The following is a 26,489-nucleotide window of genomic DNA, read 5'->3' as shown; positions in this document are numbered from 1 at the left end:
GGGACCTCGGCGAAGAACGACAGCGACGGGATCAGCAGCGCGATGAGGATGCCGGCGGTGGTGACCATCGTCAGCACCGCGGCAAGGCGCAGAACCATCCTGATGAGGGTCTCGCCCGGCCGCCGACGGCCGGCGAACTGGGTACCCGGCCGGGGGCCCGGAGCAAGCTCCGGACCCGCGGCCTTCTCGATGACGGCGGTCATGAGATTCCTCGACGGAGGGTCTCACTCAGCCGAGTGAGGCGAGTTCTTCCTGGGCGACGGTGATCTGCTCCTGCGTCAGCGGGACGAACAGCGCAAGCTCCGCGATCTCATCGGAGTTGGCGACGTAGAAGTCGACGAACTCCTTCACCTGGGGCTTGTCCGCGTACGCGGCGTTCTTCACGTAGATGAAGAGCGGGCGCCCGAGCGGCGTGTACGTGCCGTCCTGCACCGTTTCGGTACTCGGGTAGACGCCGTCAATGGAGGCGGCGACGATGGTGCCCTCGTTCTCTTCGACGTAGCTGAGGCCGAGGAAGCCGATCGCCCCCTCATCGCCGGCAACGCCCTGGATGGTGATGTTGTCGTCCTCGGAGGGGCTGTAGTCGGTGCGGATCGCACCCGTCTCACCGTTGATCTCTTCGGTGAAGTAGTCGAACGTGCCCGAGTCGGTGCCGGCGCCGAAGAGCACGAGCGGCACGTCGGGGAAGCCGGGGTCGACGTCGGCCCAGCTGGTGACGGTGCCCTCGGATGCGGGCGCCCAGATCTTCGCGAGCTGCTCGAGGGTGAGGTCGGTCGCCCAGTCGTTCTCCGGGTTGATGATCACCGACAGCCCGTCGTTCGCAGCGATGATCTCGGTGAACTCGACACCGTTCGCTTCGCACTCGGCGGCTTCCTCGTCCTTGATGGGGCGGGATGCGTTGGAGATGTCGGTCTCGTCGGCGCAGAACGCCTTGAAGCCGCCCCCGGTGCCGGAGGTGGCGACGGAGACGTTCACCGAGGCATCCTGCTCCCGGAACAGGTCCGCGGCCGCCTCGGTGAGCGGGGCGACGGTCGAGGAACCGTCGGTGGTCACCGAGCCGCCGGAGCCGGCGTCACCGCTTTCGGCGGAATCGCCGGCGGCGGACTGGCCGCCGCACGCGCTCAATGCGAGAGCGACGGCGGTGAGCGTGGCAACGGCAGCGAATTTGGCTGTGGTCTTGGTCACGGGTGCGCTTTCCTTCATGCCCAGCGAAGGGCTCCAGGCCCGCCCGGTGCGGGGCGGGTCAGATAGCCGGTTCTCTATCTGACTGCCAGCGAAGTCCCGTACCTTGAACGCCGGGTGAACGCAGCCTGGCGGCCGGATGGCCCCCAGCGAACCGTCTGGTGCTCGCCGACCACGAGGAGCCAGTCGTCACACTCGCGACGGTGAACTCCCCGTCACTCCGACAGCATCACCGGGGCCGGGATGCCGGTGAGCTCGCGGAGCCGGTCGATGGGGACGTTCGCGCCGAAGGCCGGCATCCCGGGCTCGAGCCGACTGCCCGTTGCGAGGCCGCCGATCGGGAGCGGGTCGAATCCGAGCGCGTCGATCAGCTCCGCCGCGACGGCGAGGTCCTCTGGCGAATCGCCCGCGAGCGCGATCGCTTTGCGCCCGGGGCTGCCTGCGGGGCGAGCCTCGTCCTCGAGGTCGTGGTAGCCCATGTGGTTGAGCGCTTTGACGACCCGCGACCCGGGCAGCGCCTGCTGCACGGCTTCGCTCGAGGAGGTTCCGGGCGGGACGATCGTCTCGCGCGGACCGTCGGTCTCCCACCAGTGGTTCATCGCGTCGACGACCAGCTTCCCCGCCAGCTCATCCACCGGGAGGTTTCGGTGTCTGCCGAGCGGGAGGGCGAGGATCACCAGGTCCGCGGAGCTTGCAGTCTCGGCCGGCCAGGCGGCGGTCGCGCCCGGCGTGAGGACCTCCGTGATCAATGCGATTCTCGCGGGGTCGCCCGAACCTGCGATCAGCACGCGCATGCCCGCGGCGTCCGCCAGGCGCGCCAGGACGGTGCCGACCTTTCCGGCGCCCAGAATGCCGACGGTGTGTATGGGCCCCGTCATCGTGCTGCCCCCACCCTGACGTCGGACTGTTCGGCCACGAGTTCGCGGACCCGCGGTATGACCTGGGTGCCGTAGAGCACCACCGAGCGGAGCCGTGCACTGGCTGACACGGTGCCGGCAGTCGAGTAGATCATGTCGAACCGGCCGGCATCCAGCACTCCGACTGCGTGGGCGATCTTTCTCGCGACCGTCTCGACCGAGCCGACGTAGAGCGAGCCGTGCGCGACCTCGGACTCGAACTCCTCGCGCCGCAGAGGCGGCCAGCCGCGCAGCGCGCCGATGCGGTCACGGATCACCTTGTATCCGGGGTAGAAGAGCTCCTTGGCTTCGGCGTCGGTCGCCGCGACGAACCCGGGCGAATGCATCCCGACCGGCTGGGCGATGGTGCCCTGCTGCTCGCTCGCCCGCCGATACAGATCTACGTAGGGGGCGAAACGGTCCGGCGCCCCGCCGATGATGGCCAGCATGAGCCGGAAGCCGTAGTGGGCCGTGCGGATCACCGACTGCGGCGATCCTCCGACTCCCACCCACGTGTTGAGTCGCCCCGACTCGGTCTTCGGATACACGTCCGCCTCGTGGAGCGCGGCACGGGTCGTCCCCTCCCAGGTGACCGGCTTCTCGTCCAGGAGCCGATGGAACAGGTCGATCTTCTCCTCGAACAGCACTTCGTAGTCCTTGAGGTCGTATCCGAACAGCGGAAACGACTCGGTGAACGAGCCCCGTCCGAGGATCACCTCGGCCCGGCCGTGTGAGAGCGCGTCGACGGTCGCGAAGCGTTGGAAGACACGCACCGGGTCGTCCGAGGACAGTACCGTCACGCCCGAGGCGAGCCGGATGCGCTTGGTCACGGTCGCGATGCCGGCGAGCACCGTCTCGGGACTGGAGATGGCGAACTCCGGCCGGTGGTGCTCCCCCAGCGCCACCACGTCGATGCCGATCTCGTCTGCAAGCACAGCCTCGGCAACCGCAGCCCGGATCGCCTGCGCCTGCGAAACGACCTGCCCCCGGTCATCACGGGGCAAGTCGCCGAAGCTGTCGATTCCGAACTCGATCTGTGAAGCATCCATCGTGCGCCTTCCGCGTTTAGTTGACACGTGAATCATCGCGTCGTATTGTTCACATGTCAACTACTGAGGAGCGGTGATGGGCACATCGACACGTCACGACCTGCCGACGAGCGAAGAGCTCGCGATCTGGCGGGCGCACATCGAGACCTTCGAGATCGTGCGCGCTCGGATCGACACGCGGCTGCAGCAGGACTCACAACTGTCCAGCAGTGACTACAAAGTGCTCCTCGCGCTGAGTGAGGCCGACGGGAACGCGTTGCGCTCCTCGGAACTCGCCGCCCAGATCGAGTGGGAGCGCAGCCGACTCTCCGGACACCTGGGGCGAATGGAGAACCGACGCCTGGTGCGCCGCGAACCCTGCGCCGAGGACGCCCGCGGGTCGCGCGTGTGCCTCACCGATGAGGGCGCCCGCGCTTTCCGTGCCAGCACGCTTCCCCACCTGCGCGCGATCAAAGAGCTCTTCGTCGACGCGTTCACCCCGCAGCAGCTCGCCCACCTGGGCGAGGCCGCCGCAGCGCTGCGCGAGCACCTCGACCCCACCCCTGACCCGCCGGCGCAAAGCGATCGAGCATCTCGATAGGGGAATCCTCTTCGACAGAAGGACACAGCAGTGGGAGAAGAATCAGTCCGCCGAACCGGCGTGGTCGTGATCGGTGGCGGACAGGCAGGATTGTCCGCCGGCTTCCATCTGAGTCGGCGCGGGTTCACCAGTGCCCTCACCGACCCTGACGCGGAGCGCAGCTTCGTGATGCTCGATGCCGAAGAGCTGCCGGGTGGTGCGTGGCTGCACCGGTGGGAATCGCTGACGATGGCCACCGTCAACGGCATCTTCGACCTGCCGGGGTTTCGGCAGGCGCCTCCCGACCCGGCCGCACCGGCACGCGACGCCGTGCCCGCGTACTTCTCCGTGTTCGAGCAGCACGCGCAGCTGCCGATCCTCCGGCCCGTCACCGTGGCTTCGGTCACACGCGCCGATGACGACCCCGACGGTCGACTCCTTGTCCATTCCAGCGCCGGGACGTGGAGCACCCGCGCGATCATCAACGCGACGGGCACCTGGACCAACCCGACGCTCCCCTCCTATCCCGGGCAGGAGAGTTTCGGGGGACGCCAACTCCATACCCGCGACTACACGACGCTGCGCGACTTCGCGGGCGAGCGGGTCGCGATCGTCGGAGGGGGGATCTCGGCCGTCCAGCAGCTCGAAGAGATCTCGCGGGTGGCGGAGGTGGTCTGGTACACGCGCCGGGAACCGATCTTCCGCGACGGCGGCTTCACGCCCGAGGTAGAGGGGCGTGAGGTCATCTCCAAAGTCACGGCAGACATCGAAGCAGGAAACCTCACCGGCAGCGTCGTCTCCTACACGGGTCTCTTGTGGACCCCCTACGCGCTCGCCGCGAAGCGACGCGGTGTCCTCCTGCGACGGCCGATGTTCACGCGGATCGAACCGGCAGGCGTGCGAGAGGCAGACGGCACCCTCACCCCCGTCGACGCGATCCTCTGGGCAACAGGATTCCGCCCCGCCCTCGCTCACCTCGACCCGCTGGGGCTGCGCAACGCCCGGGGCGGCATCGAGATGCGAGGCACGCAGGTCGCCGCCGAACCCCGTGTGCATCTCATCGGCTTCGGCCCTTCACAATCCACCGTCGGAGCGAACCGAGCGGGGCGCGACGCCGTGCGCGCTCTGACCGGCCGCCCGCAGCCGGCCGTCGTCCGGGGTTGACCGACGGCAGCCCGCCGCTTGACCCGGTTGCAGGAACAGGGCTTTGACTTCCCTCAGCGGCTGCACCATTCGCCCGACTCTGAATCCGCACCGATCCCCAGGGGGAACCATGCCTTCCGTCCACCACCGCACCGTCCGCGTCGGCGGGCTCGACGTCTTCTACCGGGAAGCCGGGCCCTCCGGCGCCCCGGTGATCCTGCTGTTGCACGGCTACCCGACGAGTTCGCACATGTTCCGTCACCTGATCCCGGCCTTGGCCGACCGGTACCGCGTCATCGCCCCCGATCACATCGGATTCGGCCGCTCCTCGGCTCCCTCGGTCGACGATTTCCCGTACACCTTCGACGCGCTCGCCGACGTCACCGCCCGGTTCCTCGAGCAGGTCGGCGTCACGCGATACACCGTGTACGTGCAGGACTACGGTGCCCCGGTCGCCTGGCGGCTGGGGCTGCGCGACCCGGCCGCAGTCGAGGCCGTCATCTCACAGAACGGCAACGCGTACGAGGAGGGTTTCGTCGAGGACTTCTGGGCGCCCATCTGGGCGTACGGAGAGGACCCCTCTGCCGCGAACGAGGCGGCGCTCCGCCCGGCGCTCGAGCGCGCAGCGGTGGAATGGCAGTACACCCACGGGGTGCCGGACCCCACAACGATCGACCCGGATGCCTGGGAGCACGACATCGCCCTGCTGAACCGGCCCGGGGTGGACCGAGCGCAGCTCCATCTCTTCGGCGACTACTCGACCAACCGCGAGCTCTACCCCCGCCTCCACGAGTGGCTGCGCGAGACGCAGGTGCCCGTGCTCGCCGTGTGGGGCCGCAACGACGAGATCTTCGATGCCGCAGGGGGCGAAGCCTTCCGTCGCGATGTGCCGAACGCCCGCATCGAGCTGCTCGACGCGGGACACTTCCTCCTCGAGTCGAACCTCGACGACGTCGTGGAGATCATCCGCGATTGGCGCGGCGGGTTCTGACGCTCGATCAGCGACGAGCGGCCTGCGCCCGCAGCCTGCCGGCGCGGCGTCGCTCAGCTTTGCGCCGCCGCGCGACGGTGAGCCCGATACGCGCGTGTGCGGTTTCGGTTCTGGCAGGTCAGCGAGCAATACTGGCGGCGTCCTGCCGGCGACTGGTCGACGTACACGTCGGCACACGCGTCGCCCTCGCAGACACCGAGCCTGCTGGCATCCGGTTCGTGGCGAAGGTGGTCGATCAACGACAGCGTGGCGCCGGCCAGCAGCGCCCGATCGGGGCGAGCGGTGTGCCAGACCTCTTGCACCGTCCAGGCCTCAGAGGACAGCGCCGGTGACATCTGCGCCTCGGAGATGAGTCCGTTGAGCCGTTCGGCACACTCGCTACCCGAGGGCGCCGCGAAGATCGGATGGACCAGGTTCGCCGTCTCCACAAGGGTGCGCTCATCGAAGGGCGGAAAATGCGCCCAGAACTGCGGGCTTTGCGCACGGAGGCTCTCGGCCGTCGGATACGGCTCGTTGCCCTCGTGCGCTTCGATCCGGGGAGCATCGCCCCACTCGTTGACGATGTGCACGAGAAGCGGGAGGGGCAGAGGGTGTACCTCCGCGGTCTTCGGCGCTGCCATCGAGCTCCCCCTCCTGTCACCGGTAGTCAGAGCGTAACGCGTTGCACCGGACGAAGCGGATGGCGGGACGGCGATGCGTCACCGCGCCTCCACCGCGTCGTCGAGTCCGCGGAGCTTGCGCACCGGGGAGCAGAGGATCCACCCTGTGGCGAGGGTGGTGCCGACTGCTCCGACGACGATGGCGACGGCCGGTCCCCCGGCCGTGGCGACGAATCCGGCTGCGATGGCGCCGATCGCGATCATCCCCCAGCTGAGGAACCGGTAGGCGGCGTTGACCCGTCCGCGGAGGTCGTCGGGAGTCGCGAGCTGGCGGACGGTGACCGCCTGGGCTGCGGCGAGGCCGACGCCGAATCCGCTCAACGCAAGCGCGACACCCGCCACCGCGAGGGCGGCGGCCGAGGGCGCCGCCGCGATGAAGATCAGTGCGAGCGGGGCGGAGTTTCCCACGATCAATGCGGCGATGAGGGATCGTCCGTAACCGAATCGTCGGGTCGCTCTTGCGCTGACCAGCGCGCCGAGGACGGCGCCTGCACCCGACGTCATGAGCAGGCCGCCGAGGATCGCCGGGCCGAGCTCGTACTGCTGCGTGACGTGCAGCGTCAGGCCGAGCAGCAGGATCTCGCTGGCGAAGTTCCAGGTCGCGGCTTCCAGCGCCAGGTCGCGCACGACCCGGTTGCGACGGAGAAAGGCGAGTCCGGCCCTCGCCTCGAGCCACGGGGAGACTCGATCGACCGGTTCGTTCCGTGCACGCTCGACCGCGGTGACGCGCGTGAGGAAGAGTGCGGAGAAGAGGTAGGTGGCCGCGTTGGCGGCGAGTGCGATCGGCGCGGTCAGCGTCTGGACGATCACGCCGCCTACCCCACTGCCGGCGATCGACATGGCCGACTGGGTCGACGTCAGGCGCGCGTTGGCATCGGTGAGCCGGTCGTTCGGCACGACCGCGGGAAGCAGCGAGAAGTCGGCGAGCTGCGCCAAGACGGTGCACGCGCCGATCACGAAGACCGCGACGGCCAGCATCCAGATCGGCAGTGGAAGCGTCAGCGCGGCGATCACGATCGCTGTGAGGACGACCCCGCGTCCGAGGTCGGCTGCGATGAGCAGCCGCTTGCGCCGCATTCGGTCGACCACCACACCAAGCGCCAGAGTGAGGACGAGGAACGGCGCGTACTGAGCCACACGCACGACGGCGAGCTCGCCCGCACTCGCGTCGAGCGTCAGCAACGCGAGAAGAGGCAAAGCCAGCTCGCCGATCTCGGAGCCCAGCAGCGACGTCGCCGACGCGGCCCACAGCCACCGGAACGATCGACTCGGCCAGCGGTCCCCCGCTCTCAGGGTGCCGGCCCCGCCTCTCAACCCGTGCTGCTGTTCTCGCGATCCGGTCAGGTCACCTGTCGATTCACTCACCGCGCCCCCAAGGGTCAAGGTGCGTCACGCCATCATTGACGTCATCACGTGACAATTATGTCTCGCGATACCGGCGCTTGTCACGTGACCGGGGTGAATTGATCACCGAGACGCGATGCTGTGCACGAGCGTCTCTCTGCGCAAAGCCGGGCGACCCCCGACACATGCAGAGCCTCCGATCCCGTCCGGGTTCAGAAGAGTTGGCGCCAGTTCGCTTTGGCGAGATCGAGCAGCTCGTCGCCGCGGCCGGACATGACGGTGCGGATCGCGTAGAGCGCGAACCCTTTGACCTGTGCGGCCTCGATTGCGGGCGGCATGGAAAGCTCCTGCCGTTCGGTGACGACGTCGAGCAGGGCGGGCCCGTCGTGGTCGAGAACCTCGCGCAGAGCATCCGGAAGGTCCTCGCTGCGCTCCACGCGACGCGCGAAGATTCCCATCGCCTCGGCGATCGCGGCGAAGCTGGGGTTGGTGAGCCCTGTCCCGTAGGTGACGAATCCGGCCGCCTTCATCTCCAGCTCGATGAAGTTCAGGGAGGAGTTGTTCACCACGATCGTCTTCACCGGCAGTGCGTTCTGCGTGAGGGTGAGGAGTTCCCCGAGCATCATCGCGAGTCCGCCATCGCCGGCAAGGGCAACGACCTGTCGGTCCGGGTGCGAGACCTGCGCGCCGATCCCGTGGAGCAGCGCGTTCGCCATCGAACCGTGCGTGAACGAGCCGATCAGGCGCCGCCCCTCCGTCATGGACAGATAACGGGCAGCCCAGACGGTCGGCGAGCCGACGTCCGCGGTGAAGATCGCGTCGTCGGCGGCCTGCTCGTTCAGCAGGCGGGTGAGGTACTGCGGATGAATGGGACGCGTGCCCTTCGCCGGCACGGCCAACTCGTCGAGCTTCGCCCGTGTCTTCCGGTAATGGGCGGTGGCATCGTCCAGGTGTCCCCGATCTTCGCGCACGGCCAGTCGCGGGAGGAGCGCCGCAGCGGTCGCGCCGGCGTCGCCGACGAGCCCGAGGTCGAGCGGATGCCGTCTACCGAGCTGCGACCCGCGGATGTCGACCTGGATGGTCGTGGCGCGCTCGGGGTAGAACTGCTCGTACGGGAAGTCGCTGCCGAGTACCAGCAGAGCATCTGCGCCCTCCATGGCACGGTAGCCGGAAGCGAACCCGAGCAGACCCGTCATCCCCACATCGAACGGATTGTCGTGCTCGATGAACTCCTTGCCCCGAAGGGAATGCACGATCGGTGCGGCCAGCCGGTCGGCGAGAGCGACGACCTCATCATGCGCACCCTCCACACCCGCGCCGGCGAGGATCGTGACCTTGCGCGCGGCATCCAACAGCGCGGCGGCCTTATCGAGCTCCGGAGCGCTGGGCAGGATCACCGGATGCGATCGCTCGATCACGACGGCGCGGTTGTCGCCGATCTCGGCGAGGGCGACGTCCCCGGGAATGACCAGCACTGCGACTCCGCGCTGCTCGATCGCCGCACGCATCGCGATCTCGAGCAGCCGCGGCATCTGCTGGGGGTCGGCGACGTACTCGACGTAGACGCTGCACTCCCGGAACAGCTCCTGTGGATGCGTCTCCTGAAAGTACCCCGTGCCGATCTGCGCCGTCGGGATGTGCGCGGCGATCGCGAGCACCGGGACACGCGAACGGTTGGCGTCGAACAGACCGTTGATGAGGTGCAGGTTGCCGGGCCCGCACGATGCCGCGACGACTGCCAGCTGACCCGTCAGCGCAGCATCCGCAGCTGCAGCGAACGCCGCAGATTCCTCATGCCGCACGTGCAGCCAGCGGATCGTGCCGTCCTTGCGAAGCGCATCCGTGAACGCATTCAACGAATCCCCCGGAAGACCGTACACACGGTCGATCCCGTTGGCGTGCAACGTCTTCACGATGTTCCCAGCGACAGTGGCCATGACAGTTCATTCCTTCAGGGTTGCGGTTGTGCGGTTTTGGCGGACGGCGGCTCTCCCTCGGCCTTCACCTCACCCGCAGCGATCGCGGCGACGAGTTCGGCGTGATCCGCATGGGTCTGGTCCGCGTACGCGCGCGCAAAGCGGAGGATCTCTTCTTCGAAAGCGACTCCTCGTCCGATGTACGCGGCGATCGCCGCCGGGTCGCCGCTGCGGGCGTGCGCCTTCGCCAGCGTGCGACCGCAGGCCTTGGCGAACTGAGGGAGGTACGCCGCGATCTCGGCTCCCTTGGGGATGATCTTCATGTCGCGGTACTGACGCACGTAATAGTCCATGCCGTCGACGCGCATGTGCCCGAGGAAGATGTCGGCGGCGGACTGCATGAGGCGCTGACCCACGACGACCCGCTCGCCGTGGTTCGAGAACTCACTCGGGCCGAGGAACTCCTCGTACACCGAGGCGGCGGCCTGCTTCGCCTGCAGGAACAGGGGCTGACGCCCGCTGTCGCCCTCCAGAAGATGCAGCCAGAGCCGGACCGAGTCACTGCGGGTGAATCGATCGACGAGCCGGCGCAGGTGGGGCGGGATGGAGGCGAGGTAGGTGTCATAGACCTGCCGATAGGCACGGATGCGCTCTTCCTCGCTCATCCCTTCGTCGATCCGCTTCATCGGCTCGAGAAGGATCCTGTGCCGTCCGTTCTCTTCGGCGACCAGCTTCTTCGCCGAGCCGTGGTGGGTCTGCTTGCGCGACTGCTTCTCGATAGCGCGCGCTGCGGCATGGGCGAAGTCCGAGGTCAGTCCCTTCAGCGGCACATCGGCCGTGACCTGGTCATACCAGACGTCAAGCTCTCCCATGCGGGCATACCGTCGCATCGCCTTGCGGTATCCCGTCAGGACTGCGGCTGCGGCATCCTCACCGCAGGTGCCGCCGAGTCGCTCCGAGTCGCGGATTCCTTCCTGCGCACGTAACCGATCGACAGCTCGCATCTGCCGGACCGCGGGGTTCCATGCGCGCGTATGAGAGAGGGCTTCGGCTGCGGGTCTCATCGACCGCGCTCCTCGGCGATGGAGTTCGCGCCGTCGATCGTGATGAGCTGCCCGGTGAGGTAAGACGCGCCTTCGCCGGCGAGAAACGCGATCACGTACGCCACCTCGTCTGCGGTGCCGGATCGGCCGACGGGTGTGGCCGCGCCCATGCGCCGTTCCTGATCGGAGGCGGATGCCGTGTCGATCCACCCCGGAGCGACAGCGTTCACCGTGATGCCGGCCGCGGCCATATCGATCGCCGCCGCGCGCGTCAGTCCGACGATCCCGGCCTTCGCCGCATGGTAGGCGACGTCGCCCCGGTATGCGGCGACGGGGCCCGACACCGAGGACACGTTGACCACGCGCCCGTAGCCGGCGGCCTGCATGGGGCCCGTCACCGCGCGGGTCATCAGGAACGTCGTGGTCAGGTTCCGATCGAGCGAGGCGTGCCAGTGGCCGAGGACCGTTCTGCCGATCCCGCCCGGTGCGTACGAGTCGGACACGGCCGTCATCCCGGCGTTGTTGACGAGGATGTCCACTCCACCGAAGAGATCCCGCGCACACGCGAGGACCGCGTCCGCGCCGCCGTGATCGGTGAGGTTGGCGACCACCCCTTCCGCTCGGATGCCTGCGTCGCGCAATTCTGCGACGCGCTCGAAGATGCGATCCGTCGTCGATGTGATCATCACGTGGTTTCCGGCGAGCCCGATAAGACGCGCTGACGCGAATCCGATTCCGTGAGCGCTTCCCGCGCCGGTGACGATCGCGACTCGCCGTCTTCGAGTTGTCATGGTGAAGCTCCCCTCTTGGGATCGACCGCCGAAACGGCTGGACGACGTCAACAGGTCGAGTCAAGACCGTGTGGTCGCCACAGGGTCAAGCGTCTGTTCCGGCCCGGGGTACGTCGACTCCGACGTTCCGAACGCCCGCATCGAACTCTCGACGCGGGCCATTTCCTGCTCGAGTCGAACCTCGACGACGTGGTGGAGATCATCCGCGACTGGCGCCGGGCGTACTGACGGATGACACGCTCGCCGAGGTCGGCGAGGATGTCGGAATGGCGGACGGCTACGACCCCCTGTTCCTCGACGCCGACGTCCCGTTGCCGACGTCGCGGCGACAAGTCGTGCGACTGGATTACCCGCGGTTCACCGTCGTGCTCGACATCGAACGGCGCCTGGCGGCCGTCACCGCGGTGAACATCGACGGCGCCTCTCTGCGTGACCTTCCACGCACCGGCGAGTGGCAGCTCGATCCCCGGGTGCCCGCCGACCAGCAGGCGGGACCCGAGGTCTACGCCGGGAACAACCTGGATCGCGGGCATCTCGTCCGTCGCCGCGATCCCGGGTGGGGCGAGACCCAGGCCGCGCGGGAAGCCACCGAGGCGACGTTCCGCTACCCGAACGCGGCACCGCAGGCCGCCGGGTTCAACCAGTCGAAACAGCTGTGGCTGGGACTCGAGGATCACGTCCTCGGCTACGCGGAGGCCACCGACCAGCGCCTGTCGGTATTCACCGCGCCCGTGCTGCGGGCAGATGACCCGCCCTACCGTGGCATCCGGATCCCCTTGCGGTTCTGGAAGGTCGCAGCGTGGCACTCCACCGACGGCCTCGCCGCCACGGCGTTCGTCCTGGATCAGAGCGAGCTTGTGGACATCCGCGAGGGGGCCGTGGTCGCGCCGCCGCTCGCGGCCTTCCGCACCTTCCAGATGCCGGTGGCCGAGGTCGTCGCCGCGACCGGGATCGACCTCGGTCCGCTCATCGACGCCGACGTGCTCCCCGTCACCGAGGGCGTCACGACGTGGCGAGAACTGGACACGACGGAGGACATCGTTCTCTGACAGCGTGGTGACCGAGTGCGGACAGCGACCGGCGCCACCATGTCGCGATCGTTTAAGGGTTCCAGGCGCCGCACGCGAAGACGGTGTCGGATTTCATCCGGTGCCTGAAGGCGATCTCGTCGACGACCGAGTACCCGGCGAGTGCGCTTCCGAAGGTGAGTACTCCGGCCGCGGCCAGAGCCAGTATGGACGTACGCTTGTCCCACTTTCACCCCCGCACGGCGCGTCAAGAACCTCCTGACCAGCAACGGCCGCCTGAATCTCCGCATCGAGCTTGAGATTCGCCGCGAGCTCGTTGACATTGAGGAGTCTCTCCTAACCCAGAGTTCGAGCGTCAGGCTGTCCACAGCGTCCATATCGAAGAGGTGCGCACCCAGACGCCCCATCACTCGGATGCAACCGGAGCGAAGTCCAGCCAGTCGAGGCCCTCCGCCGCGACACGGCGTGGGAGAGGTCAAAGTGATGGCATTGCGCTGACGCGATCAAGTTCCACCAACGAAAAAGATGGGCTGTTGGCAGAACCTGTCCTCGTGCGGCTCCCGCCGGATACCGTCCCCGCGTTTCCTCTAGTGGCCTCCACTTTTTCCTGTAGCCCGCGCCGAAACCGAAACCGAGGACCCCGGGGTACTCCCGCAAGCTCGATCGCGACGGCGACGGCACCGGCTGCGAGTAAGCACCAATCACCGCTACCCCACCCGCACAACCGTCCAGCGCGAGACGCGCGCTAGGCCGCCCGCGCAACCCCGGTCGATGCCCGAACGATCAGCTGCGAGCCGAGCGTCGCGACGTCGCCGATCACGGAGCCCGCAATCGCCTGCAACAGCAGGTCGACGGCGAGGGCGCCGCTGCGCTCGATGGGCATCTGCACCGTGGTGAGCCCTGGGGTCACGGCCCCGGCAAGGTCGATGTCATCGATACCCACGAGGCTGATGTCGTCGGGGCAGGTGCGACCGAGGTCCAGCATCCCCGCCTCAAGCCCGAGGGCGACGAGATCGTTGTAGGCAACGACGGCCGTGGCCCCGCTCGCTGCCGCGAGCGCGGCCGCGGCGCGCCCTCCCTGGATCGAGGCGGCGTGGTGGCTGAGGCGGGTGAGCCGGATGCCGTGGCATTGCGATGACGTGATCAAGTTTCACCCACGAAAAAGTCCCGGGAACCCTTAGGTTCCCGGGACTCACCGGTGGGCTGTTGGCAGAACCTGTCCTGGCGCGGATCGCGGCCGGATGCCGTTCCCGCGTTTCCTGTAACCACTCCCCGTTTTTCCTGTACGGGCGGGCGGGGCCATCCGTCGCGTCTCCGGAGGCGACGCCGCCAGCCCTCGTGACGCTGAGACATGCAAGCGGCGGTCGGCTCTCCCTCAACCCAGGTGTCCGGGAAAAGCCGGTCCGGCACCGATCATCCACCTGCACTGAAGGTCTCAAGCGCAACGACCACGACGAGAAGAACGGAGCTGAACCCGGTTCGGTGGACACGGGTTCAGCTCCAGTCGTCACTCACGTATACCGGGGCGGGTTTAGCCATGGATCTTCCCTCCGCAGATTCGGTCCCAACATCCGCCTCATCTCCGACCCGGGCACGCCGGGATCCGGGATCATCTCGATGGCGCTGAACACGATCACTTCCTGCTGCGCTGTGTCCGTGCTCGGATAGATATTCTCGAGCCACTGCCAGACGGCGACACGCTGTGCCTCGTTGGCCGCCGGACTCAGCAGCCAACGGACGACGTCCGGAAACAGGAGATGAGCTAGCACCTCTCCGTCGTTGTCCTCGAGACTTTCCTGAAGCAGTGGCCGCAAGAAAGGAAACTCGAAGAAGAGCGCCCCAGCGAGAGAGACCGTGCTGGCATTCATCGCAATACGTCCTGAAGTTCGTTCCTGAGGCTGCTCGCAACCAGCCGGTCATGATATGTGGCATTCGGGTTGTTCCTGAGCCACCTATTGAGTCCGTTCAAAGTCTCCTGCTCTTTCACACTGTGTGTTCTTCCGTTGTCTGACAGCGCGAACTTCAGCCGCGCTACCAGTCGGTGGCGAGAAGATCTCGCCGGGCGAGGAAGACGACGCCGCCGATGGCGTCAGCAGCCGCATCGAAGTCCGCGTGCGCGGCGACCAGACCGACGGCCCAGCCCTGAGGGGGGAACTTTTTGCGTGATCGCGGCGCTCCGGCCGAATGAGCCGCTCATACAGTTTTCGCGGCATCGTCGCCAGCAGCGAAGATACGCCGGGCGAGACCTCACGGGCCGCAGGAGAGGTCAGCGCCCGGTTTCGTACTCGAGAAGGTTCAGGTCGACGCATTGCTGGAGGTAACCCGAGACCCTGGCCGCGTGCGGCTCATCCCTGCAGTCGATTGCCACGAATCTTGATCCGGACCACTCCTGAAGCGTCCCGAGTTCACACAAACGGTCGTAGAGGTCTTGCTGAACCGCGACCCGATCCTCGCGCAGGTAGGCGCGCAACACGTACCTCCCCGATTCCTCCAACTTCTCGTCAAGAAGAAGACCGCGCTCGTCGTCGGCCCTGAAAGAAACCACGTCACCCAAGGCGACGCCGTAGCGGTAGAAGGGAATGCAACAGATCTCGAGCCGCTCCGAGTCGAGCCTACGGGTCCAGAGCTGCTCCAGGTTGGACTCATCGTCAGGGATGCTGGCATTGAGGATGAAGTCCGCCTTCTCCCGCCAGACGGGTGCGAGGTGCGTCCTGTAGGTGAACTGCGTCAACGGGCGCTCCCCCTCCAAGCCCCAGGCCAGTGCGTCGGCGGCCACGCGCCAGTGTAACCGCCAGGTGGAGTGGCGTGAGGAACGAACTGGTGACAGGTTCGGTTTAGGCCGCGAGTGTGAGCGGCTCGGTTAGCTTGGCTTCGAACTCGATGGGTGTCAAGCCGCCGAGGGTGTCCTGTGCTCGTTGCCGGTGGTATTTCCGCTCGATCCAGACGACGATCGCGAGCCGCAGCTCCTGCAGGGTCGCCCACCTCTGCTGGTTCTGCACGTTCGTTTGAAGAAGGCAAGCTCTACCTCTGCGCCATCAAGGACGTGTTCTCGAACCGGATCGTCGGGTACTCGATCAGCGACTGAATGAACGCACGTCTGGCCGTCGACGCCGTGAACAGCGCCGCCGCCAGGCGCGGGAACGTCGCCGGCTGCATGGTCCACACCGCCAGAGGACGCAGTTTCGCGCCCACAAGTTCGCCACCACCCCGGCAGATGTGATCTGCAGCCTAGTCGCCGCTCTCATCCGAGCAAGGCACTTGTGCGGTGCTCCCGTCGATGCGCAACCAGACACCCTCAAGGTCATCGATGTGGTCGATATTGAACGTCGTGAGGATCGAGTCCGCGGTGGGAGTCGACCCCCCGCTCGAGACGGTGACTCGCTCAAGCTCGTCGGTGGCCGGTATCGAGATCGACTCGGTTGTCGCTCGCAAGCCGTGCGGCGGCGCAGCGACAGCGAATTCACCTCCGGGTTCGAGGACGAAACTGCCGGAGCCCTCGTACGCGACCGTGACGTGACCTCCAGGTGGCTCAGCTCTGAACGAGAGCCTCAAGCCCTCTTGCATCGACCGGCTTCCACACCAGTGAAACCAAACCTCGCCAGAGCGCACCGTGAGCTCCAAGCGATCGTCACCGGGTTCGGTCGGAAAGAAGTACATGCATCCCGCCATCGTGCCCGCGCAAAGGGCGAGCACGGCAAGGGCACCCGCCCACCGTGCCATCAGGCGCAGTCCCTCGGTCAACATGCGGCATAGCCCCCTCGCCTAAAGCTGGCATCCCATTCGAAGTAATTGGCGCACGCTCTGTTGCCAGTTAGCAAGGTCGAGTATGCCGACGCTATGCCGTATGCAGCTGCGTACCCCAGGCCTCCCCACCCTGCCCATTGTGCGGCATGCCTGGATTCGTGAGCCATCAGGGAATCCCGACATAGAACGAGATGAGTGGGATCCTGCGTAACGAACACGTCGCCGAAGATCGTACCGCCCGTGCCCGCGCCTCCTGGATTGACGGCGTTTCCGCATACGAGTATTCCTGTCGACGCTGGCCGACAGTCGCCGCCGTTCGCCATCGCGTAGGCCCAGGCGGCTCCCGAGACGGGAGCATTTACGATGCGCCGGAGTAGGGGCAGGTCTTCCATGGCTTCAGTTGCGACGACGTTCCATTGCGTGAGGCCCGACCCGAACGTCATATAAAGCGGCGCGATCTGAGGAAGATACTGTTCATCGTTGGGCCATGGAAGCCGCCCTGGAAGACGCCGGTCGCCGCCGCGTACGCGGGCCAGCCGCCGCACAGGTGCTGATCAGCTTCCTGATCGCCAACTACAACCTCCGAAAGATCGCCGCGTGGCTCGACGACTACATCCGGGGACGACTCCCCGACCCTGCCAAGTTCAGACCGCTCCGCCGCCGCGACCGCGTGTGGGCGAACCGGTACACCAAGACCACCGGCGACGGCGATCCCACCATTCCCCCTCGCGGACCTCAGGCGGCAGCCGCAGCAGATTCCGACGACCCGCTTGTCCCGATGAGGACCTGACTCGCCGCAGGAGCAGCATCACCGGCCGGTGAAGAAACCGGCACACCCACGCTCACCCAGGACAATCGAACGCGCCCGAAACCGGGCGCGTTCGCCATTTCCGGGATCCGTTCCGCCGGGGTAGCCGATCCAACCGCTCCAGCCCTCACCACAACAACAGAAAAAGAAGAAGGGCACCGGCTTCACGCCAGTGCCCTTCTTCCTTATCGACCGTTTTGCCATCAGTTCTGCCAACGGCCCCACCGGTCGGGATGACAGGATTTGAACCTGCGACCCCTTGACCCCCAGTCAAGTGCGCTACCAAGCTGCGCCACATCCCGGTCTTCTGCTGTCCGCTGGCGGACAACTCCCCTATCCTAGCCGCTCCGCGCACGGCGCGCGAACCAGCACACCCCGCGCATGTCGCAGTCACCGTTGCCGCTGTCGGAGGGTGCCGCTAGCGTCTGGCCCATGAACCAGATCACGATCGAGCCGGCAACGTCGCCGCGGTTCGACGACATCCAGCAGGCGTTCGCCGACGGTGGCGACGGGGCCGAGTGCCAGTGCATGTGGTGGCTGCTGACGGGACGTGAGTTCGAGACCGCCACGGTCGCCGAGCGCACCGAGAAGTTCCGCGCCGAGATCGACGCCGGCCCGCCGCCGGGCCTCGTGGCCTACGTCGACGGCGTGCCTGCCGCGTGGGTGAGGGTCGGGCCACGCACCCGCCAGCCGCGCCTGGCACGCACCCGCAACTACGCCGCGTCCCCGGTGCCGTTCGACGACCCCGGGGTGTGGGCGGTGAGCTGCTTCGTCGTGCGACGCGACCACCGAAAGCAGGGGCTCACCCCTGCGCTGCTGGATGCCGCGGTGAACCTCGCTCGCGAAGGCGGCGCCCGCATCATCGAGGCGTATCCGATCGACGTATCGGCGAAGAAGGTGGCGTCGAACGACCTGTACCACGGCACGCTCTCCACCTTCGAGAAGGCGGGATTCCACGAGGTGGCCCGACCGAAGCCGAACATCGCGATCGTGCAGCTCGAGGTCTCGGGCTGAGCCGGGTGACCCACCCTCCCGGGCGGGCACCGCCCCGGACCGTACGATGAGACGACCGTCCGTCCTGCCCGAAGGAGCGCCGTGCGCACTGCACCCGACCGTTCGCCGACCACCCCCGCATCGAGCGCGCGGCAGGACCCCCGCTGGTGGTGGGGATTCGCGGTCTACGCGGTCGTTGCCCTGGTCCACGTCATCCTGCTGGCCGTGGATTCGCCGCTGACGTACCCGACCAAGCTCGCCCTCATGCCGGCGCTCATCCTCGCCGCAGCGTGGTCGCTGCGCAGGACGCGCTGGGGTGTCGCGCACAACCTCCTCGTCGCAGCCCTGCTGTTCTCGTGGTTCGGCGACGGCGCCGCCTTCTTCTTCCCGTTCTTCGACGACGAGCTGCCCATGATGCTGCTCAGCTTCGGACTGGCGCACGCCTGCTACATCGCCCTGTTCTGGCGACACCTCGCCGTGCGCCGGCTGCCCTGGTGGTCGGCCGTCTACGTGGTCTGGTGGCTCGTGCTGATCATCGTGCTGTGGCCGCTTCTCGGCGCCCTCGCCGTGGGCGTCACCGTCTACGGCCTGGTCTTGGGCGGCACGGCCGCCGCCGCGACCCGCTGCAACCCGGCGGTCGTCGTCGGCGCGGTGTTCTTCTTGGCATCCGATACCACGCTCGCGTTCCGCCTGTTCGTCCCGGGCACGCCCGACTGGGCCGGGGTGGCCGTCATGGTCACGTACACGATCGGGCAGGGCCTCATCGCGTTCGGCGTGGCGCGGCACCTGCGCGGGGTGCGCGCGCGATGACGGATGCCGCCAAGCCGGCACGCGTCGACGCGTGGCTCTGGGCGGTGCGCGTGTACAAGACCCGCTCGGCCGCCACGACGGCGTGCCGCGCCGGTCACGTGCGGGTCAACGGCGAGCGCGCGAAGGCGGCGCAGCCGGTGCGGCCAGGCGACGAGCTGCGCGTGCGCATCGCGGGGTTCGACCGCATTCTGGTCGTGCGCCAGACGATCACCAAGCGGGTGGGTGCGACTCTCGCCGCCGCCGCCGTAGACGACCGCACGCCTCCCCCGCCGCCGCGCGAGATGACCGCGTTCGTGCCCGTCCGCGATCGCGGCGCCGGCCGCCCGACGAAGCGCGAGCGGCGCGAGACCGACCGTCTGCGCGGACGATGAGTGAGGCGAGCCTCGGGACTCAGAGGTCGTCGGCGATCTGCCCCGCGTACGTGGCGAGACCGCGCCGCAGCGCGACGTAGATCTCACGGACCGACGTGTCCTGCCCGAGCTCGGCCCGTCGGACCCATTCGTCGAACGCCAATCGCACCGTGCAGCTCACGGCGGTGATCAGCGCACGCGCGGTGAGCACGTCGGCATCCGCCTTCGCCGCGTCGACGGCGGCATCGGTGAGGGCATCGGCGCCGGCCGCCTCGTTGCGCAGTGCGACGGCCAGCAGCGCCGGTTCGCTGTGCACCAGCCGGCGCACCCGCAGCGAGCGCGCGCGACCGCCCGGCGCCTGCGCGTCGAAGGCTTCGAGCAGGCGCAACCACCCGGTGTCGAGCGCGGCGGCGACCGGAGCGCCGGCCCGGATCGCGGCGAGCGTCTCGCGGCGCACCGCAGCAGAGGTGTCGTCTTCGGGAGCGAAGAGCGCCTCCTCCTTCGTGGCGTAGTAGCGGAAGAACGTACGGGGCGAGATCCCTGCGGCCCGGGCGATCTCGTCGACGGTGGTCGCGGCGACCCCCTTCGACTCGAACAGCTCGAGCGCGGCATCCGAGATGTCGCGCTGCGTCTCACGGCGGCGGCGTTCGCGCAGCCCGACAGGCTCGTCGTTGAGCGCTGTGCGATGCGGGTTGCCGGTGTCCATGCGGCCAGTGTACAGATTGCGCCAACATGGCAGGCACTGCCAGTATTGTTGCTTCGTCGGCATCCGACACCTTCCCCTCGCATGGCGCCGCACGCGCGCGAGTCCCCAGCAGAAAGACCTTCGTGACCCTCGAGAAGACTCCTCCCACCGCGGACAACCCCACGCCCACCGGCACCGCGCCCGTCATCGTGCGCCCCGGCGTCGTCATCGCCCTGCTCGTGATCTCGGCCTTCGTCGTCATCCTCAACGAGACGATCATGAGCGTCGCACTGCCGAGCCTCATGACCGACCTCGCCATCACCGCGAGCACGGCCCAGTGGCTGACCACCGGGTTCCTGCTGACGATGGCGATCGTCATCCCCCTGACCGGCTACCTGCTGGCGCGCTTCCCGCTGCGAGGCGTCTACCTCGCCGCCATGAGCCTGTTCACGCTCGGCACCCTCATCGCCGCCCTCGCTCCCGGGTTCGAGATGCTGCTCGCCGGCCGCGTCGTGCAGGCATCGGGCACCGCGATCATGATGCCGCTGCTCTTCACCACCGTGCTGTCGATCGTTCCGGTGACGCACCGCGGGCGCATGATGGGCGTCATCTCCATCGTCATCGCCGTCGCCCCGGCCATCGGACCGACCGTGTCCGGCATCATCCTCTCCGCGCTCAGCTGGCGCTGGCTGTTCTGGATCGTGCTGCCGATCGCGCTCATCGCCCTCACCCTCGGCGCCCTCTGGGTGCGCAACGTCACCGAGACCCACCCGGCGAAGTTCGACGTGCTCAGCGTGCTGCTGTCGGCCCTCGGCTTCGGCGGCCTGATCTACGGACTCAGCTCCATCGGCGAAGCCGCCTCGGGCAACGCGCCGGTTCCGGTGTGGATCCCGCTCGCCGTCGGCGCCCTGGGGCTCGCCGCCTTCGTCGCCCGCCAGCTGCAGCTGCAGAAGAGCGACAGCGCGCTGCTGGACCTGCGCACCTTCAAGTCCAAGTCCTTCAGCCTCGCCGTGACGCTCGTCGTCGTCGTGATGGCGGCGCTCTTCGGCTCGCTCGTGCTGCTGCCCATCTACCTGACCGACGTGCTCGGCCTCGAGACGCTGACCATCGGACTCATGCTGCTGCCCGGCGGCGTGCTGATGGGCGTCATCGCGCCCATCGTCGGCTCGCTGTTCGACAAGTACGGGCCGACGCCGCTCGTGATCCCCGGCATGATCGTCGCCGCGGCGGCCCTATGGGGCATGACGACCTTCGACGAGTCGGCCACCATCCCCTGGATCATCGCCGTGCACATGACGCTCAACCTCGGCCTGGGCTTCGTCTTCACGCCGCTGCTCACCTCGGCGCTCGGCTCACTGCCGCGGGTTCTGTACCCGCACGGCAGCGCGATCGTCGGGACGATTCAGCAGGTCGGCGGCGCCGCCGGCACCGCGGTGTTCGTCACCCTCATGTCGGTGCAGGCGGCCTCGTCACTGGCGGAGGGCGCGAGCGCCGTCTCGGCCGTCGCCTCGGGCGTGCACCTGGCGTTCCTCACCGGAGCCATCGTGGCGTCGGCCGCGGTGATCCTCGCGTTCTTCGTGCGCAAGGCACCCGCGCCCGACGACGCCCCGCAGGGCGAGGCGCTTCCCGTTCACTGATCGCGGGTTCACGAAGGGTCGGCAGCGCGCGCTGTCGGCCCTTCGTCGTTCTCGGCGCTTCACCCTTCTCGGGCCTATGCGTGCTCCGGCAACAAGGCGAGCAGCCAGCCGGCGCTGCGCACCGCAGCCCCGGCCTCGGCGGCGCGCCGCGACAGCGCGCGGTCGGTCGTGACGACGATGACGCGACGACCGAGCGACACCAGCCGGGCTGCCTCGTCGACGATCGCGTCGTCGCCCGAGGCGGGCGCGCGCACCACGTGCACTCCCGCGGCAACGCCGGCAGAGCGCGCGGCGCCCTCGAGCACGACGGAGACCTCGGGGAACCACTGCCCTGCGGGAAGATCGATCGACCCGGCATCCACCCCCTGTCGCGCCCAGGCGGCCACGCGTGCCAGCAGCCGCGACCCGGCGCCGGCGCGGTCACGCCACCAGCCATTGGGGACCGAGCCCACGACGTTCGCGGCATCCACCACGATGGCCGGCCGCACGTCCAACAGAGTCCGCAGCTGTGGCCACGCCGTGGCCAATCCGGGATGCAGCGGGTAATCGTCGATGTCGGCGACGGGCACCCACGACAGCTCCCGGCTCTCGGCATCGCTGATGACGGGCTCGAACGGCGTCACGACATCGGCGAGCACGGTGCCGTAGCTCCAGATGCCCAGGTCCAGCATGCTGAGCAGCCGCGGCCGCACGGCATCCGCCGGCACCCCGGCCTCTTCCGCCGCTTCCCGCAGGGCCGCGGCCCCCGCGCTCTCGCCCTCGTGACGTGCGCCGCCGGGGAGCCCCCAGGTGCCGCCGAAATGACTCCACGACACCCGGTGCTGCAGCAGGATGCCGCGCTGCGCGTCGAGCGCCAGCAGCCCCGCTGCGCCGAAGCGGCCCCAGTAACGGGTGCCGTCATCGGCGACCACCCACGCGTCGCCGGGATCGCGCGGCCCGTCGGGGCGGCGCGGCTCATCCGGTGCGGGCGGGACGATCGTCACCGGTCCAGCCTGGCACAGCCCGCACCGCGTGGCGCCGCGCCGCGCACAAACCGCCGACGCGGCCACATACACCCACCCGGCCCGCCACGCCGGGAGCGCCACGCGATGCTGTGCGGCCCCACAATGGCGCGACCGTCGCCGCCAATGAGCGCTGTAGCCACTACATATGGGACTGTGTACTGGTCTGACCACATGCATATAGTGGTGAGCCCGCAGACCACCCCCCCGCCTCAGAGGATGCCATGACCGCCCCGACCCCGCCCGCCGCACCCCGCTCCGTCCCCGTCGCCGCCACCGTCGACGAGTACCTGTCGCGGGCCGACTGGCGGGTCAACGCCAACGCGAACCAGGGGTACTCCCTCGGCGGGCTCATGCTCAACGCCTCGGGAAAGATGATCGCCAACTACTGGCTCGATGAGGTGTACGCCCCCGAGGCGGGAGCTGCGCACCGCGACGGCGACCTGCACATCCACGACCTGGACATGTTCGCCGGCTACTGCGCGGGGTGGTCCCTGCGCACGCTGCTGGAGCAGGGCTTCAACGGCGTCCCGGGCAAGATCTCGTCGCGGCCGCCCAAGCACCTCAGCAGTGCGCTCGGGCAGATGGTCAACTTCCTCGGAACGTTGCAGAACGAGTGGGCGGGCGCCCAGGCCTTCAGCTCGTTCGACACCTACCTCGCCCCCTTCGTCCGGCTCGACGCGCTGACGTACGAGCAGGTGCGTCAGGCGATGCAGGAGTTCGTGTTCAACCTCAACGTGCCCTCGCGCTGGGGGACGCAGACCCCGTTCACCAACCTCACGTTCGACTGGACCGTCCCCGACGACCTCGCGCCGCAGCACCCCCTCATCGGCGGCAGCGTGTGCGACTTCACCTACGCCGACCTGACCGCCGAGATGACGATGATCAACCGCGCCTTCATCGACGTGATGACCGAGGGCGACGATGACGGCCGCGCCTTCACCTTCCCCATCCCGACGTACAACATCACCAAGGACTTCCCGTGGGACGCCCCCGAGGTCGATGCCCTGTTCGCGATGACGGCGAAATACGGCCTCCCCTACTTCCAGAACTTCGTCACGTCGGACCTCGACCCCCACATGATCCGCTCGATGTGCTGCCGACTGCAGCTGGACCTCACCGAGCTGCTCAAACGCGGCAACGGCCTGTTCGGCTCCGCCGAGCAGACCGGGTCGGTCGGGGTCGTGACCGTCAACTGCGCACGGCTGGGCTTCGTGCACTCCGGCGACGAGGCTGCCGTCATCGCGCGTCTCGACGAACTGCTGGAGATCGCGCGCGACACCCTCGAGGCCAAGCGCATCGTGATCGACCGGCACATCCAGGGTGGGCTCTTCCCGTACACCAAGCGCTACCTCGGGTCGCTCGAGAACCACTTCTCCACGATCGGCGTCAACGGGCTGAACGAGTTCGTGCGCAACTTCACCCGGGATGCCGAGGACATCACCACACCCGCCGGCATGACGCTGGCCGCCCGAGTGCTCGATCACGTGCGCGAACGGATGGTGCAGTTCCAGGAGGCCACGGGCCACATGTACAACCTCGAGGCGAGCCCCGCCGAGGGGGCGACCTACCGCTTCGCCAAGGAGGACATCGCGCGCTATCCCGGCATCCGTCATGCCGGCACCGCCGACAACCCTTACTACACCAACTCGTCGCAGCTTCCGGTCGGGTTCACCGATGACGCCTTCGAGGCGATGGCGCTGCAGGAGGACCTGCAAGGCAAGTACACCGGCGGCACCGTGCTGCACCTGTACATGGGTGAGGCGATGACCTCCGCCCGGGCGTGCAAGACGCTGGTGCGCCGAGCGCTGGAGCGGTTCCGACTGCCCTACATCACCATCACCCCGACCTTCTCGATCTGCCCTGCCCACGGCTACCTCTCGGGCGACCTGCCGTCGTGCCCGCAGTGCGGTGCCGAGTGCGAGGTGTGGACGCGCGTCATGGGCTACTTCCGTCCGGTGTCGTCGTTCAACGTGGGCAAGAAGGGCGAGGCCGCCGAGCGCGTGTACTTCGACCAGCAGAAGTCGGATGCCACGCCCCAGCTGGTCGGAGCCCCCACATGATCACCCCCACCACCGACGACCTGCGCGTCGCGGGCCTCACGCGCCTGTCGACGGTGGACTGGCCGGGCATGCTGGCGGCCACGGTGTTCCTGCAGGGGTGCCCATGGGACTGCTTCTACTGCCACAACCCGGCGCTGATCGCCCCGCGGGCGACACCCGCGATGACGTGGCACGAGGTGGCGGCGTTCCTCGACTCGCGGGTCGGGCTGCTCGACGCCGTGGTGTTCACCGGCGGCGAGCCCACCATGCAGCACGCGCTGCTCCCCGCGATGCAGACGGTCCGCGCCCGCGGCTTCGCCGTGGGACTGCACACCGGCGGGGCGTATCCGCGGCAGCTGGCGCGTGTGCTGCCGCTGGTGGACTGGGTGGGACTGGACATCAAGGCGGCCACCGACGACCGCTACACCGCGGTCACCGGCCGCCCGGGCGCAGGCGAGCGCGCATGGCTGTCGCTCGAGCTCGTGCTCACCCAGCAGCGGCTGCGCGAGCACACCGACCGCCCGCTGCAGTACGAGGTGCGCACGACCGTGCACCCCGACGCGATCGACGAAGCCGGCCTCGCCGCGCTCGGATGCCGCCTGGCGGATGCCGGTGTGCGCGACTGGGCGGTGCAGCGATTCCGCGACACCGGCACCCGCACACCGCTCCCCCGCGGCGCCCGGACGACGCGCGCGGTCGCTCTAGACGGCATCCCCACCGCCCGGTTCGACCGCGTCACCGTGCGCTGACCGCACCCGCGCCGCCGCCCGTCGCCGCCGCGCCCGCCCCTCGCGCGAGAAACCACAAACGGGATGAGACATCGCGCATTGCGTGGTGTCTCATCCCGAAAGTGGTTTCTCGAGGGATGCCGCGGATGCGACAGCCCGAGCGATCAGCGCTGGCGCTTCTCGCGCACCCGCATGTTGATGACGATCGGGGTGCCCTCGAAGCCGAACAGCTCGCGCAGGCGCCGCTGGATGAACCGGCGGTAGCCGGGGTCGAGGAACCCGGTCGTGAACAGCACGAATGTCGGCGGGCGGGTCGAGGCCTGCGTGCCGAACAGGATGCGGGGCTGCTTTCCGCCGCGCAGCGGGTGCGGGTGCTCGGCGACGAGTTCGGAGAGGAACGCGTTGAACTTGCCGGTGGGGATGCGCTGATCCCACGACTCCAGCGCCGTTTCGAGCGCGGGCACGAGCTTGTCGAGGTGGCGACCGGTGAGGGCGGAGATGTTCACCCGCGGCGCCCACGCCACGTGGGCGAGGTCCTGCTCGATCTCGCGCTCGAGGTAGCGGCGACGGTCGATGTTCTCCATGTCGTCGTCGTTCAGGCGATCCCACTTGTTGAACGCCAGCACGAGGGCGCGTCCCGATTCGAGCACGAGGTCGATGATGCGCACGTCCTGCTCGCTCAGCGGCTGGCTGACGTCGAGCACGACGACGGCGACCTCGGCCTTCTCGAGCGCGGCCGAGGTGCGCAGCGACGCGTAGAAGTCCGCGCCCTGCTGCAGGTGCACCCGGCGACGGATGCCGGCGGTGTCGACGAGCCGCCAGAGCTTGCCGCCCAGCTCCACGACCTCGTCGACGGGGTCGCGGGTGGTGCCCGCCAGTTCGTTGACGACGACGCGCTCCTCGCCGGCGGCCTTGTTCAGCAGCGACGACTTTCCGACGTTGGGGCGACCGAGGATCGCCACACGGCGGGGACCGCCGATCTCCTGCTTGGCGACCGCCGAGACCTCCGGCAGCACCTTCATGACGTCGTCGAGAAGGTCCGCGACGCCGCGGCCGTGGATGGCCGAGACGGGGTACGGCTGGCCGAGTC

26 protein-coding genes, 1 tRNA gene and 4 pseudogenes are annotated in these 26,489 nt (G+C 68.2%); 13 read left to right on the top strand and 18 right to left on the bottom strand.

What is annotated here, in order from left to right; translation table 11 throughout:
* From NQ160_RS04005 to NQ160_RS03990, 4 genes and pseudogenes are all read right to left on the bottom strand, one after another.
* Positions 1-203, bottom strand: a pseudogene (locus tag NQ160_RS04005) (phosphate ABC transporter permease subunit PstC); the annotation flags it as partial.
* A gap of 25 nt (positions 204-228) precedes the next feature.
* Positions 229-1,185, bottom strand: coding sequence for a PstS family phosphate ABC transporter substrate-binding protein (locus NQ160_RS04000; RefSeq protein WP_257513952.1), 957 nt, complete (start codon positions 1,183-1,185; stop codon positions 229-231).
* Positions 1,186-1,397: 212 nt separating this feature from the next.
* Positions 1,398-2,060, bottom strand: a complete 663-nt coding sequence (locus tag NQ160_RS03995; protein ID WP_257513951.1) for an NADPH-dependent F420 reductase — start codon at positions 2,058-2,060, stop codon at positions 1,398-1,400.
* Entirely contained in the window at positions 2,057-3,127 is a 1,071-nt protein-coding gene (locus NQ160_RS03990) for an LLM class flavin-dependent oxidoreductase (protein WP_257513950.1), read from the bottom strand. Before NQ160_RS03990 ends, NQ160_RS03995 begins: the two co-directional genes overlap by 4 nt.
* 76 nt (positions 3,128-3,203) lie before the next feature.
* Between NQ160_RS03990 and NQ160_RS03985 the strand changes: the two genes are divergently transcribed.
* From NQ160_RS03985 to NQ160_RS03975, 3 genes are all read left to right on the top strand, one after another.
* A complete protein-coding gene (locus NQ160_RS03985) occupies positions 3,204-3,707 on the top strand; it encodes a MarR family winged helix-turn-helix transcriptional regulator (protein ID WP_257513949.1) in 504 nt (167 codons plus the stop codon).
* Positions 3,708-3,737: 30 nt separating this feature from the next.
* Positions 3,738-4,850, top strand: a complete 1,113-nt coding sequence (locus NQ160_RS03980; RefSeq protein ID WP_257513948.1) for an NAD(P)/FAD-dependent oxidoreductase — start codon at positions 3,738-3,740, stop codon at positions 4,848-4,850.
* Between the two features lie 109 nt (positions 4,851-4,959).
* On the top strand, positions 4,960-5,820 hold the full coding sequence (locus NQ160_RS03975; RefSeq protein WP_257513947.1) for an alpha/beta fold hydrolase: 861 nt from the start codon (positions 4,960-4,962) through the stop codon (positions 5,818-5,820).
* Between the two features lie 53 nt (positions 5,821-5,873).
* On the opposite strand, the gene NQ160_RS03970 is transcribed toward NQ160_RS03975, so the two are convergent.
* From NQ160_RS03970 to NQ160_RS03950, 5 genes are all read right to left on the bottom strand, one after another.
* On the bottom strand, positions 5,874-6,440 hold the full coding sequence (locus tag NQ160_RS03970) for a CGNR zinc finger domain-containing protein (protein WP_257513946.1): 567 nt from the start codon (positions 6,438-6,440) through the stop codon (positions 5,874-5,876).
* 78 nt (positions 6,441-6,518) lie between these two features.
* A complete protein-coding gene (locus NQ160_RS03965) occupies positions 6,519-7,844 on the bottom strand; it encodes an MFS transporter (RefSeq protein ID WP_257513945.1) in 1,326 nt (441 codons plus the stop codon).
* Positions 7,845-8,035: 191 nt separating this feature from the next.
* Positions 8,036-9,760: a ubiquinone-dependent pyruvate dehydrogenase gene (gene poxB, locus NQ160_RS03960; RefSeq protein ID WP_257513944.1), complete on the bottom strand. Its 1,725-nt coding sequence runs from the start codon at positions 9,758-9,760 to the stop codon at positions 8,036-8,038.
* A 14-nt stretch (positions 9,761-9,774) separates the two neighbouring features.
* The gene (locus NQ160_RS03955) at positions 9,775-10,743 is read right to left on the bottom strand and encodes a DUF2252 domain-containing protein (RefSeq protein ID WP_257513943.1); all 969 of its coding nucleotides are present in this window, start codon (positions 10,741-10,743) and stop codon (positions 9,775-9,777) included.
* A 56-nt stretch (positions 10,744-10,799) separates the two neighbouring features.
* Positions 10,800-11,573 (bottom strand): SDR family NAD(P)-dependent oxidoreductase, encoded by a 774-nt coding sequence (locus NQ160_RS03950; RefSeq protein ID WP_257513942.1) that lies wholly within the window; start codon positions 11,571-11,573, stop codon positions 10,800-10,802.
* Positions 11,574-11,839: 266 nt separating this feature from the next.
* On the opposite strand from NQ160_RS03950, the gene NQ160_RS03945 reads away from it, so the two are divergent.
* Together NQ160_RS03945 and NQ160_RS24955 are read left to right on the top strand one after the other, a co-directional pair.
* Positions 11,840-12,622 carry a DNA/RNA non-specific endonuclease gene (locus NQ160_RS03945; protein WP_257513941.1) on the top strand — a complete coding sequence of 261 codons (783 nt, stop codon included), beginning with the start codon at positions 11,840-11,842 and terminating at the stop codon, positions 12,620-12,622.
* Between the two features lie 616 nt (positions 12,623-13,238).
* Positions 13,239-13,295 (top strand): annotated as a pseudogene (locus NQ160_RS24955) (excalibur calcium-binding domain-containing protein); the annotation flags it as partial.
* A gap of 51 nt (positions 13,296-13,346) precedes the next feature.
* On the opposite strand, the gene NQ160_RS03940 reads toward NQ160_RS24955, so the two are convergent.
* The 4 genes and pseudogenes from NQ160_RS03940 to NQ160_RS03925 form a co-directional block, all read right to left on the bottom strand.
* Positions 13,347-13,748, bottom strand: a complete 402-nt coding sequence (locus NQ160_RS03940) for a substrate-binding domain-containing protein (protein WP_257513940.1) — start codon at positions 13,746-13,748, stop codon at positions 13,347-13,349.
* A 364-nt stretch (positions 13,749-14,112) separates the two neighbouring features.
* A complete protein-coding gene (locus tag NQ160_RS03935; RefSeq protein ID WP_257513939.1) occupies positions 14,113-14,469 on the bottom strand; it encodes a hypothetical protein in 357 nt (118 codons plus the stop codon).
* A gap of 398 nt (positions 14,470-14,867) precedes the next feature.
* Positions 14,868-15,377, bottom strand: a complete 510-nt coding sequence (locus NQ160_RS03930; protein ID WP_257513938.1) for a DUF4265 domain-containing protein — start codon at positions 15,375-15,377, stop codon at positions 14,868-14,870.
* A 58-nt stretch (positions 15,378-15,435) separates the two neighbouring features.
* Positions 15,436-15,615, bottom strand: a pseudogene (locus tag NQ160_RS03925) (IS3 family transposase); the annotation flags it as partial.
* On the opposite strand from NQ160_RS03925, the pseudogene NQ160_RS24950 reads away from it, so the two are divergent.
* Positions 15,612-15,785, top strand: a pseudogene (locus tag NQ160_RS24950) (DDE-type integrase/transposase/recombinase); the annotation flags it as partial. The pseudogenes NQ160_RS03925 and NQ160_RS24950 sit on opposite strands and share 4 nt — an antisense overlap.
* A 44-nt stretch (positions 15,786-15,829) precedes the next feature.
* Here NQ160_RS24950 and NQ160_RS03920 read toward each other — a convergent pair.
* Positions 15,830-16,258, bottom strand: a complete 429-nt coding sequence (locus NQ160_RS03920; RefSeq protein ID WP_257513937.1) for a hypothetical protein — start codon at positions 16,256-16,258, stop codon at positions 15,830-15,832.
* 574 nt (positions 16,259-16,832) lie between these two features.
* On the opposite strand from NQ160_RS03920, the gene NQ160_RS03915 reads away from it, so the two are divergent.
* Positions 16,833-17,135, top strand: a complete 303-nt coding sequence (locus NQ160_RS03915; protein ID WP_257513935.1) for a hypothetical protein — start codon at positions 16,833-16,835, stop codon at positions 17,133-17,135.
* A gap of 246 nt (positions 17,136-17,381) precedes the next feature.
* On the opposite strand, the gene NQ160_RS03910 is transcribed toward NQ160_RS03915, so the two are convergent.
* Positions 17,382-17,455: transfer RNA gene (locus tag NQ160_RS03910), tRNA-Pro, on the bottom strand.
* 130 nt (positions 17,456-17,585) lie between these two features.
* Here NQ160_RS03910 and NQ160_RS03905 point away from each other — a divergent pair.
* From NQ160_RS03905 to NQ160_RS03895, 3 genes are all read left to right on the top strand, one after another.
* A complete protein-coding gene (locus NQ160_RS03905; RefSeq protein WP_257513934.1) occupies positions 17,586-18,167 on the top strand; it encodes a GNAT family N-acetyltransferase in 582 nt (193 codons plus the stop codon).
* Positions 18,168-18,248: 81 nt separating this feature from the next.
* Entirely contained in the window at positions 18,249-18,956 is a 708-nt protein-coding gene (locus tag NQ160_RS03900; protein ID WP_257513933.1) for a lysoplasmalogenase, read from the top strand.
* Complete coding sequence (locus tag NQ160_RS03895; protein ID WP_257513932.1) at positions 18,953-19,327, top strand: RNA-binding S4 domain-containing protein; 375 nt, start codon at positions 18,953-18,955, stop codon at positions 19,325-19,327. Before NQ160_RS03900 ends, NQ160_RS03895 begins: the two co-directional genes overlap by 4 nt.
* 19 nt (positions 19,328-19,346) lie before the next feature.
* Here the strand turns inward: NQ160_RS03895 and NQ160_RS03890 are convergent, their stop codons facing one another.
* Positions 19,347-20,012, bottom strand: coding sequence for a TetR family transcriptional regulator (locus NQ160_RS03890; protein WP_257513931.1), 666 nt, complete (start codon positions 20,010-20,012; stop codon positions 19,347-19,349).
* Between the two features lie 122 nt (positions 20,013-20,134).
* On the opposite strand from NQ160_RS03890, the gene NQ160_RS03885 reads away from it, so the two are divergent.
* Positions 20,135-21,628, top strand: coding sequence for a DHA2 family efflux MFS transporter permease subunit (locus NQ160_RS03885; RefSeq protein WP_257513930.1), 1,494 nt, complete (start codon positions 20,135-20,137; stop codon positions 21,626-21,628).
* 74 nt (positions 21,629-21,702) lie between these two features.
* Here the strand turns inward: NQ160_RS03885 and NQ160_RS03880 are convergent, their stop codons facing one another.
* Positions 21,703-22,611, bottom strand: coding sequence for an NUDIX domain-containing protein (locus tag NQ160_RS03880; RefSeq protein ID WP_257513929.1), 909 nt, complete (start codon positions 22,609-22,611; stop codon positions 21,703-21,705).
* A 242-nt stretch (positions 22,612-22,853) separates the two neighbouring features.
* Here NQ160_RS03880 and NQ160_RS03875 point away from each other — a divergent pair, with 242 nt between their 5' ends.
* Together NQ160_RS03875 and NQ160_RS03870 are read left to right on the top strand one after the other, a co-directional pair.
* Positions 22,854-24,692: a ribonucleoside triphosphate reductase gene (locus NQ160_RS03875; protein WP_257513928.1), complete on the top strand. Its 1,839-nt coding sequence runs from the start codon at positions 22,854-22,856 to the stop codon at positions 24,690-24,692.
* Positions 24,689-25,420: an anaerobic ribonucleoside-triphosphate reductase activating protein gene (locus NQ160_RS03870; RefSeq protein WP_257513927.1), complete on the top strand. Its 732-nt coding sequence runs from the start codon at positions 24,689-24,691 to the stop codon at positions 25,418-25,420. The genes NQ160_RS03875 and NQ160_RS03870 overlap by 4 nt, the downstream gene beginning before the upstream one ends.
* A 143-nt stretch (positions 25,421-25,563) precedes the next feature.
* On the opposite strand, the gene der is transcribed toward NQ160_RS03870, so the two are convergent.
* A partial coding sequence (der, locus tag NQ160_RS03865) for a ribosome biogenesis GTPase Der (protein ID WP_257513926.1) occupies positions 25,564-26,489 on the bottom strand: 926 nt, incomplete at its 5' end.

It is taken from the genome of Microbacterium sp. zg.Y909, assembly GCF_024626565.1.
This window is presented reverse-complemented; position numbering and strand designations above follow the sequence as displayed.